Raw genomic sequence first — 9878 nt, 5'->3', positions numbered from 1 at the left:
CTTATTCAATGCTTATCGGCTGCATCAGGTAAAGAACCTGATCGGAACCCAGAAACTCAACAAGGCTTTCGGATACTCCGAATCCCGGTAACTCCATCGTTCCGGGAAAAGACGGAGTCGGATAAATTCGAACATCGGGAATTTCATCGATATCCATCCCCGTCAACCCCGCAGCGTAGTAAATCGCGTCAACGACTCCTCCGCACTCGTCAATTATTCCGATTTCGAGTGCATCGGTTCCGGACCATATTCTGCCCCGGCCTATTGAATCTACCTCTTCGAAGGTCATATCCCTGCCTTCAGCCACCGTTTCAATGAATACGTTGTAGCCGTCCTCCATGAGTTCGAATGACCTTTCCCTCTCTCCGTCAGTGTACCGCCGGAAGGGGCTGTACATCGATGCCATAGGGTTTGTCGATACTTCCTCAACGTTTATTCGGAGATTTTCCATCAAACCGCCAAAGGAGAATTTGCCAGATATTATTCCAATGGAACCTGTTAAGGTCATCCTGTCGGCAAATATCCAGTCAGCCCCGCAGGCCATGTAATAACCGCCGGAGCCTGCCACGCCTCCCATTGAAACGATTACTGGAATTTTGCTTCGAGCTCTCTCAACCGCATGATGTATGTCGGAGCTGGCAAGGGCGTCCCCGCCCGGGGAATCTATTCTCAGTACAATCGCCTGAACTCCAGGTTGCGACGCGGCTTCCTCAAGAACATCGGATACGGTCTCACTGCCCATAATTCTTCCGAAGGGGAAGGACGAGCCGCTCTTTCCCCTCATTATAGAACCTGACGCCACTACTACAGCGATATGCCTGTCCGGCCCCCAGGTATCATCCGCGGGGATGGAAGCGGCGTAAGCCCCCAGTGAGATCGTATTGATATCCCTGCCCAGTTCTTCTCCGATTTTGTTCTCAACCTGGTCCTGATAGCAGATGCCTCTCACCATTCCCGCTGCTACGGCTCTTGTAGCTGTGTAAGAACCGGTATCTACGATAGTACGTAGCTGTGCCGGTTCAAGACCCGTGCCGTTGGCGACTCCTGCCGTAAGCTCACGCTGGAAGGATTCCAGAAGGGTGGAAGTAGCTCTTCTCTGGGCGTCTGACATATCCGACCGTGTAAACATATCGCTCGCGCTCTTGTACTCACCTATATGCTGAAGATCCGGATAGATGCCAATGCGGTCAAGAAATTCCCTCAGGAAGAGCATCTCCGACGCAAGACCGGAGAAAGAAATTCTTCCGCAGGGGTGCATCCAGATACTGCTGCCGCAGGAAGCCAGATAGTATCCTCCATTGCCGGCACTTTCAATATAGAAGTAGACTTTCTTTCCGGACTGCTTTATCCGCTGCAGCTGGTTTCTTATCTCCTCAGCCTGTGCCAGGGAACCCGCCGATCCTTCTATATCGACTATAACCCCTGAGATCGAGTTGTCCGAAGCTATTCTGTCCAGAAGAAGAGCTGTTTCTGTGAAACATGGCTGGACTGAGCCCAGGAACGGTCTCTGCCTGAGTTCATCGAATTGATCGGTATCGATGCGGATGAATATTCCCGACGGTCCGAGCAGATCGGGACCGGGGCCTGTGCTGAATGTTATATCCGCCCGGGAAGTGCGATACGAATAATCGTTGTCACTGATCGCTCCGAGGGAAATTCCCGCGCTCCCGAATCCGGCTTCCATTCCAAAACTCAGATAGTCCTCTCCCGCGTCGGCTCTGATGGCAAACCCTTCCATGGGGCGAACTTCAAGACCCGCTGAAAATTTGTAGTCCTCAAACTCCGTTCCGGTTTCAAGGTTGGTTACAATCGTAATGTCTTCGCCCAGCGGTCTTACCGCGAATCCTGCTCTGTAGACAGCTTCAACATCACTGTCACCGGGAAAATCCATTCCCCCTCTTCTCACAAGACCGAAGCTGAACCAGTCGAGGGGACGGACTACCATGCCAAGAGTGTAGAAGTTCTTTCCCGAGAAGGGGCTGGCTTTCACTGTAGGATCGAACCATGTGTAACCCACGCCGAATGACGCGATGTTCTCAAGGATATTCGTACTGGAGGAAAGGTTGAATTTCCTCATGCTGACGTCATCGTCCCACCATCCGGAAATGCCCGCGCCCGGAAATGCTATTGAAACCCTGTCGAACCCCTCAAAAGCGCTGTCGGACGCAGCCATACCCAATCTTAGTCTCAGATTATTGATAAAACTGAACCCGGCGGGATTAACAAGTTCAGGATTTCCCGCCTCGGGATATGCAACCCAGTCGAATACATCTTTCGGCCCGGGGGCGTCGTACCCTCCCGCCAGCGATACAAGAATAAACAGAATTGATATAGTGCTTAATAATCTCATGCTCTTCCCCTTTCCTGATGATAATTATCCGTATCCAGAAATGGAATATTTGTTTCACCGGGATGAAAAAGGGCTGTATGCGAAATCTGAGTACAAATCAGATGGGGTGTATAATGGGATCTTCCTTCAAAACCCTGCTGAGCGTGTAGGAAGCGGTATCAGCCTCCGTGTCCGCAAGAACAACAAAAACCCTGTTCCTGCTGGCAGCGATATGCTTGACATCGATATGCTCTTTGGCAAGTGCGCTCAATGCGAGGGTCATGGTTCCTATTACCGTTTCGCATACCGTCTCTTCAAGATCGAAGCTGAGTATCGCCAGATCATGTTGTACACTGATTTCTTCTATTCCAACTTCATCCTTGATGTCCTCAAGAACCTTACTTGCCTTTTCAAAGCAGCCTTCGGCTACGCTGAAGGATATATCTCCCTCTTCGCTTCCATGCTCCGTATTGAACATATGAACAACGTTTATTTTCTTCTGTCCAAGCGCGGTAAAAAGCAGGCCTGCTGTACCCGGTTTAGCCGGAACCCCATGACAGGTGAAACGGGTAATCTTTCTTCTTCGTGTCATCAGAATTTCGTTCATTTGTTTCCTTTCCCGCGCTTTTACCGGTATTGCACAAAGCGATCATTTCGTATTGAATCTACTCTCATACCTGCGAAAAACCAGTAAACCACTCCTACAGTTCCGGGGGACGGCAACGCCGCCCCCCGCAGTAGCATCAGCTTACAGAATCAACCGCCAGCTTTACGGCTTCCTCAATGAGTTCCATCGGCGGTTCCTTTATGAAACCTTCCTCCATAAGCCTGTTAACCAGGTTTCTGGATTCCATAATGTCTGATCTTGCTTCCTTCAGAACCTGTTCCCTTGTTTTTATCAATCCAGCAACACCATCCTTTATGGCCTGCATGGCCACATCGGCGGCTTCTTCCGGAAAAACATCCGCTTCATCCATAGTCGGAATAATGTAATCCGGGCTGAATCCTTTTTTCCTGGCGAAATTAGAGAGAGATTTCGCCGCGGCAACGGCCATGTTATCCGTGATCTTCTTTGCCCGCACCAGCAAAGCACCCTTCAGAATCCCTGGGAATCCAAGCGAATTATTAACCTGGTTAGGAAAATCTCCCCTCCCTGTGGCGACTATCGCGGCGCCAGCTTCTTTTGCTTCGTAGGGGTAGATCTCGGGGACTGGATTGGCGCATGCGAATACGATGGGATCTCGACCCATGGATCTTATCCATTCATGGGGAATAAGCCCTGGGCCTGGTCTTGAAACTGCTATCAGAACATCGGCTCCGGCGCAGGCTTCTGCATGGGTCTGTATCTTATCAGGATTCATGGCCTGGCAGAGTTCCCATTTTCTGTAGAACCGTTTATCGGCCCTGATGTCTTCCCTGTCGCTTGAAAGGCTGCCTTTTGAATCGAACATAACCATCTTTTCAGGATCGCCGCCCGCTGTTATTATCAGTCTGGCTATGGTTGTGTTGGAAGCGCCTGCGCCAATGAATACAATGCGGACATCCTCCAGCTTTTTACCGACTACTTCAAGCGCGCCAAGCAGCCCGGCAAGTGTAACACATCCGGTTCCCTGAGCATCATCATGCCATACGGGAATGTCGCATTCCTCTCTGAGTGTATCCAGAACCTTGAAACAGTTCGGCTGGGAGATATCCTCGAGATTTATTCCGCCGAAGCTTGGCTGAACCATCTTAACGAAGTCGATGATTTTATCTGCATCCGGCTTCCCATCCTCATCCCGGTTGTCGATGCACAGTGCCACTGCATCTACCCCGCCGAGATATTTCATGAGGAACGCTTTTCCTTCCATAACGCCCAGACCGCCAGGAGGAGTACAGTCGCCATCCCCAAGAACCCTTGTGGAATCGCTGACAACTCCTATAAAATTACCCTTGTTCGAAAGTTCGTATGCGGCTTCGTTGTTTTCACGAATGGTAGTTGAAACCTTTGATACGCCGGGAGTATACCAGACGTTGAACCAGTTGAAACCGTACAGCCCTGCCTTGGGAACGGTCATCATCTTTCCCTTGTAGAAGCTGTGCGTTCTGTGTGCAAGTTCCTTCAGAAAAACGGTTTTCGCTTTAGCTATCTGTTCCTCGGAAAAGTTATCGGGAAAAAGGTCGCCAAGGTTATTCAGTGTCAGGTCGAAACTCATTATTTTACCATCCTGTCAGTAGTGAAACTGTACAATATTTATTCCTCGCGACGGTACTCTGCCACTCCGGCCTCGAACAGATCGTTACCCCTGGTATCGTTGACCACAAACAGAGGCATCCTTTCAACGATCAGCCTTCTTACGGCTTCCGGGCCAAGATCTTCGTAGGCAATAACTTCTGCTTCCTTGACTGAAGAAGCTATTCCAGCCGCGGCTCCTCCCACGGCAGCAAAGTAAATACCTTTGTTTTTTACCATCGAATCCCGGACTTCCATGGATCTGGGTCCCTTTCCTATAGAGCCTTTCAGTCCGTGCTCAAGGAGAAGGGGAGTAAATACATCCATTCTGTAACTTGTTGTGGGGCCGGCGGAATTCATTACCTGCCCCGGTCTTGAGGGGGCAGGGCCTACATAATAGATAACTGCTCCCCGGAGATCAAAGGGAAGTTCCTTTCCTTCCTCGACCAGAGCAACAAGCCTTTTGTGTGCAGCATCCCGAGCGGTGTATATCTCACCGGAAAGGAACACCTTGTCCCCGGATTCAAGTTCTGATATCTGCTTTTCATCCAGGGGAGTTCTCAATTCAACCGTTTTCAATTAGCTCTCCTCCTGTCTTACTAGATAATTGTTTCGCCATGTCTGCTGACATGGCACTGAATGTTAACCGCAACCGGCATCGAAGCGATATGGCATGGAACCATTTTTATATGCACCGCCAGCGCTGTGGTCCTGCCGCCAAGCCCCTGCGGTCCGATTCCCAGGTTGTTAATTCTCCTTAGAAGATCCTTTTCAACCTCGTCGTAAACCGGATCGGGATTTGGTTCGCCTATCGTTCTCATGAGAGCTTCCTTCGCAAGCATGGCGCATCTCTCAAAACTGCCGCCCAGGCCTACTCCCACAACTATCGGAGGGCAGGGATTGCCTCCCGATCTGGAAACCCTGTCAACCACGAAATTCTTCACGCCTTCTATACCGTCGGCAGCCGTCATCATGCGTACTTCGCTCATGTTCTCAGCCCCGCCGCCTTTAGGGGCAAAGACGATTTTAACTTGATCCCCCGGAACGATTCTTGTGTAGATAACGGCCGGAGTGTTATCCGTTGTATTCTTCCTTTTAATGACGGGATCCGCAACCATCGATTTCCGGAGATAACCCTCTCCGTATCCCTGCCTCACGCCTTCGTTGACTGCGTCCTCCAGAGCACCTCCGACGAGATGCACTTCCTGTCCGACCTCCAGGAAAACGATAGCCACTCCGGTATCCTGGCATATGGGCATTTTCTCTTTTTCCGAGATATCATGATTATCAAGAATAACCTGGAGGATCTCTTTCCCCATAGGGGATTCCTCCCTCTCAAGTGATTCCCTGAGAGCCTTCTTCACATCATCCGGAAGATAGATGTTGGTTCTGATGCTCAGGTCCTTCACCGCTTCCGTTATCCTGGCAACATCAAGTTCTCTCAATTTTTTCCTCCCAATCCATCACCAACAAGATCAACAATCTGCTCTACAGTATCCGCAACAGGTATGCCATTCTCTTTTAGAACCGCAACCTTTGCATCAACGGTACTATCAGCGCCTGAGATGATAGCGCCCGCATGCCCCATCCTTTTTCCCGGAGGAGCGCTGCGGCCGACTATATAGCCCACCACAGGTTTGGTGATACCGTTTTTAACAAAGGCAGCCGCATCCTGTTCGTCCGTTCCTCCTATCTCTCCGACGATAACTATCAGCTCCGTTTCCGCGTCATTCTCAAAACGTTCAAGGTAATCGTTGTATTTCATTCCTACTATGGGATCTCCTCCCATACCTATCGCTGTTGACTGACCGTATCCGGCAAGTGATAGCTGATTGACAACTTCGTATGTTAAAGTTCCACTTCTGGAAATTACGCCCACAGAACCTCTCTTGAATATGCTTCCGGGCATGATTCCAACCTTTGATTTGTCAGGGGAAATCAGGCCGGGGCTGTTAGGACCGATAAGACCTGTGCCCAGCCCATCGAGTTCCCTCACAATTTTCGACATGTCAAGAACCGGTATACCTTCACTTACTGCCACAACAAGCTTTATTCCAGCGTTGGCTCCGGCAAGAATGGCATCGCCCGCGAAGGGGGCGGGAACGAAAATAACAGAACATTCAGCTCCGGTTTCCCTCACTGCTTCCTTTGCGGTGTTGAATACAGGGAAATCCTGAAAACTGCTGCCGCCTTTTCCCGGGTGAACTCCCGCGACCACATTAGTTCCGTACAGTGCCATCTGTTCCGCATGGAAAGATCCATCACGGCCAAGACCCTGTACCATTACCCTGGTATTCTTGTCCAGAAGTATGCTCATAAGTTTCCCCCTCCCTCTTTCGCAAGACGGATGGCTTCCCTGGCTCCCTTTGTCATATCCTTCATTGCCGTAATCCCAAAATCGGAAAGGATTTTGATTCCTTCCTCCTCGTTGGTTCCGGTAAGTCGAACAACAAGGGGAAGATCTGTTTTGATTTCCTGAAGTGCTGCAACCAGGCCGTTCGCGACATCATCACATCGGGTAATACCACCAAAAACATTTATGAATATGGCTGTTACTTTATCATCCGAGACAAGAAGCTCCATTGCATGAATAACTTTCTCAGGGCTTGAACTTCCCCCAATGTCGAGGAAATTGGCCGGTGTGCCTCCAAGATGCTTTATCACATCCATGGTTGCCATGGCCAGACCCGCGCCATTGACCATGCAGCCTATTTCTCCCTCAAGCTGCACATAACTCAATCCATGGCTTTTCGCGTCGAGTTCTTTTTTCTCTGAGGGTGTGGGGAGCCGCAGTTCTTCCATCACAGGATGCTTGAATATCGCATTGTCATCAAGAACTATCTTAGCATCAAGAGCGATGATTGAACCGTCCTTGAGTTCAGCAAGGGGATTTATCTCTGCCAGAGAAGCATCAACATCATGAAAACACTTCCAAAGTTTCACCATTATTGAAGCTGCCGCCATGGCCTTTTTCTTATCGTTGAACAATCTGAATGCAAGCTGTTTCGCTTCGAAAGAACGAAGCCCCCTCTCAGGATTGATCTCCTGGAAAAATATCAGCTCCGGTGTTTCCGCGGCCACCTTCTCGATATCCATCCCGCCCGATGCGGAGACCATCATAACCGGGAGTTTCTTCCTTCTGTCAATTGTGATGCCAACGTAGTACTCGCCTGATATGGATACCGCCGGGTCAACAAGCAGCCTCTCAACCTTAAAACCCTTTATATCCATACCAAGTATGGATTCAGATGCCATGTAGGCTTCCGCCGGCGTTCCGGCAAGTTTCACTCCTCCTGCCTTACCTCTGCCTCCTGCCTGAACCTGCGCCTTGATAACCACCGGACATCCGATTTTTTCGGCAGCGCTTCTGGCTTCCTCAGCCGTGGTTACCATTACTCCTTCAGGTGCGGGGATACCGTAATCCATGAACAATCTCTTTGCCTGAAATTCTTCGAGTTTCATTACCCTCCATACTGTTTTTTGTAAGACGAAAACCAAAGGAAATCGCACGTTACATAAATAATCAGCATAAACAATATCACATACACATTAGTCGTACAAGTGATGCTATTTCCAGGGCCTCTATAAGCTGCATGGAGTTCTTTTTTCGAATTGAGAATACGACCGTTACTGCAAAGCACAGTCCGATGTTTATATTCGGTAATCAATGAATATCATAGAACAGCTGAGAGGGTTGTATGACAGACAAAGAAATCAGAACGAGACTTGCCCCGTCACCAACCGGGGATCCTCACGTGGGGACAGCCTATCAGGCCCTTTTCGGATATGTCTGGGCAAAGAAGAACAATGGCAGTTTTATTCTGCGAATCGAGGATACCGACAGAGATCGATCTACAGGAGAATCGGAAAAAGCTATTATTGATTCCCTAAAATGGCTCGGCCTGGATTGGGATGAAGGCCCGGAAATCGGCGGGCCCCACGGCCCTTACAGACAGAGCGAGAGGCTTGAAATCTACCATGAATACATCAACAGGTTGATTGCGGAGGGTCATGCGTATCCCTGTTTCTGCAGCAGGGAACGTCTTGCTGAAGTCCGAAACGAAAGACAGAAAGCCGGCGCGTCCAGCGGCTACGACAGGAAGTGCAGAGACATCCCTCCCGAGGAAGCCACGAAGAGAGTTGAAGCCGGTGAGGAATTCACTGTCAGAATGAAGGTTCCCCTTGAGGGCACGTGCGTGTTTGAGGATCTGCTCCGTGGAAAAATAGAGAAGGACTGGACATCCATTGACGACCAGGTGATAATGAAAGCTGACGGATTTCCAACGTACCATCTCGCGGTAGTAGTTGACGATCACCTTATGGAAATTTCCCATATCATACGGGGAGAGGAGTGGATTAACTCGGTGCCGAAGCATGTCCTTCTTTACGAGTTCTTCGGATGGGAACCGCCCGTGTTCTGTCATCTTCCCCTTCTCCGCAACAAGGATAAAAGTAAGCTTTCCAAGCGGAAAAATCCCGTATCCATAGACTGGTACAGGAAGACAGGCATTCTTCCGGAAGCCCTTCTGAATTATTTAGGGATGATGGGCTGGCACCTTTCGGATGACAGAGAAAAATTCTCCCTTCAGGAGATGATAGAAAATTTCAGTCTTGAGGATATCAGCCTCGGAGGCCCGGTTTTTGATCTTGACAAGCTTCTCTGGCTCAACGGCAGGTATATAAGAGAGGATTTTTCGACAAATGAACTTCTTGACAGGCTTGTTGAGTGGGGACTTAACAAAGATCACTTTAAAAAGATTCTCGAAATCTGCAAGGGCAGAATGAACCGCCTTTCGGACTGGGGAGATCTGACGAATCACTTCTTCAATAGCAGAATTCCCCTCTCAAAGGAAGAATTGCTTATGAAGGAAATGGATGAAACCCACTCGTGCGAAATCCTGCAGATAATTCTCTGGGAACTGGAAAAGCTGGACAGTTTCAGCAAGGAGAGCATCTACATTCTTTTCAAAAACCTCTCCGAGAAGCTGGACATCAAGTTGAAATATCTTACGCAGCCTTTGTATATCGCTATCAGCGGCAAATCCGTTTCAACCCCTCTTTTCGACACGATGGAAATTCTGGGAAGCGATATAATCCGCATGAGAATCAGATGTGCCATGGAAGAACTGGGAAGTCTCTCAGGAAAGAAGCTTAAAAAACTGGAGAAGAAATACAACTCGCTGTTCGACAATAGCTGAAAGTATCCTCCGGACTTGACCAAATGGCCTGCATACCCGATATTTGCGGCCTGTAATCAATGCGCTCCCATCGTCTAGCGGCTAGGACGCTGGCCTCTCACGCCGGAAACCGGGGTTCGATTCCCCGTGGGAGCGCCAT

Annotated in this window: 8 protein-coding genes and 1 tRNA gene; 2 read left to right on the top strand and 7 right to left on the bottom strand. The window is 49.5% G+C overall.

Going from position 1 to position 9878, the window contains the following annotated elements:
• Position 1: 1 nt before the first annotated feature.
• The 7 genes from sppA to sucC all read right to left on the bottom strand — a co-directional run bounded on the left by sppA (position 2) and on the right by sucC (position 8003).
• A complete protein-coding gene (gene sppA / locus K8S15_07780; GenBank protein MCD4775936.1) occupies positions 2–2350 on the bottom strand; it encodes a signal peptide peptidase SppA in 2349 nt (782 codons plus the stop codon).
• A gap of 97 nt (positions 2351–2447) precedes the next feature.
• Positions 2448–2936, bottom strand: coding sequence for a hypothetical protein (locus K8S15_07775; protein ID MCD4775935.1), 489 nt, complete (start codon positions 2934–2936; stop codon positions 2448–2450).
• A gap of 136 nt (positions 2937–3072) precedes the next feature.
• Entirely contained in the window at positions 3073–4524 is a 1452-nt protein-coding gene (locus tag K8S15_07770) for an NADP-dependent malic enzyme (GenBank protein MCD4775934.1), read from the bottom strand.
• 38 nt (positions 4525–4562) lie between these two features.
• The gene (locus tag K8S15_07765) at positions 4563–5120 is read right to left on the bottom strand and encodes a Fe-S-containing hydro-lyase (GenBank protein MCD4775933.1); all 558 of its coding nucleotides are present in this window, start codon (positions 5118–5120) and stop codon (positions 4563–4565) included.
• A gap of 20 nt (positions 5121–5140) precedes the next feature.
• Positions 5141–5986: a fumarate hydratase gene (locus tag K8S15_07760; GenBank protein ID MCD4775932.1), complete on the bottom strand. Its 846-nt coding sequence runs from the start codon at positions 5984–5986 to the stop codon at positions 5141–5143.
• Positions 5983–6858 carry a succinate--CoA ligase subunit alpha gene (gene sucD / locus K8S15_07755; protein ID MCD4775931.1) on the bottom strand — a complete coding sequence of 292 codons (876 nt, stop codon included), beginning with the start codon at positions 6856–6858 and terminating at the stop codon, positions 5983–5985. The genes K8S15_07760 and sucD overlap by 4 nt, the downstream gene beginning before the upstream one ends.
• Entirely contained in the window at positions 6855–8003 is a 1149-nt protein-coding gene (gene sucC, locus K8S15_07750; GenBank protein ID MCD4775930.1) for an ADP-forming succinate--CoA ligase subunit beta, read from the bottom strand. The genes sucD and sucC overlap by 4 nt, the downstream gene beginning before the upstream one ends.
• A gap of 236 nt (positions 8004–8239) precedes the next feature.
• Here sucC and gltX point away from each other — a divergent pair, with 236 nt between their 5' ends.
• Both gltX and K8S15_07740 read left to right on the top strand, forming a co-directional pair.
• On the top strand, positions 8240–9739 hold the full coding sequence (gene gltX, locus K8S15_07745) for a glutamate--tRNA ligase (GenBank protein ID MCD4775929.1): 1500 nt from the start codon (positions 8240–8242) through the stop codon (positions 9737–9739).
• Positions 9740–9802: 63 nt separating this feature from the next.
• Positions 9803–9877, top strand: a tRNA-Glu gene (locus K8S15_07740).
• Position 9878 lies beyond the last annotated feature (1 nt).

Source organism: Candidatus Aegiribacteria sp., from assembly GCA_021108005.1.
Classification (GTDB): Bacteria; Fermentibacterota; Fermentibacteria; order Fermentibacterales; family JCC-6; genus Aegiribacteria.
Note: the sequence above shows the minus strand (reverse complement) of the source record. Positions and strands in the feature narration are given on the sequence as shown.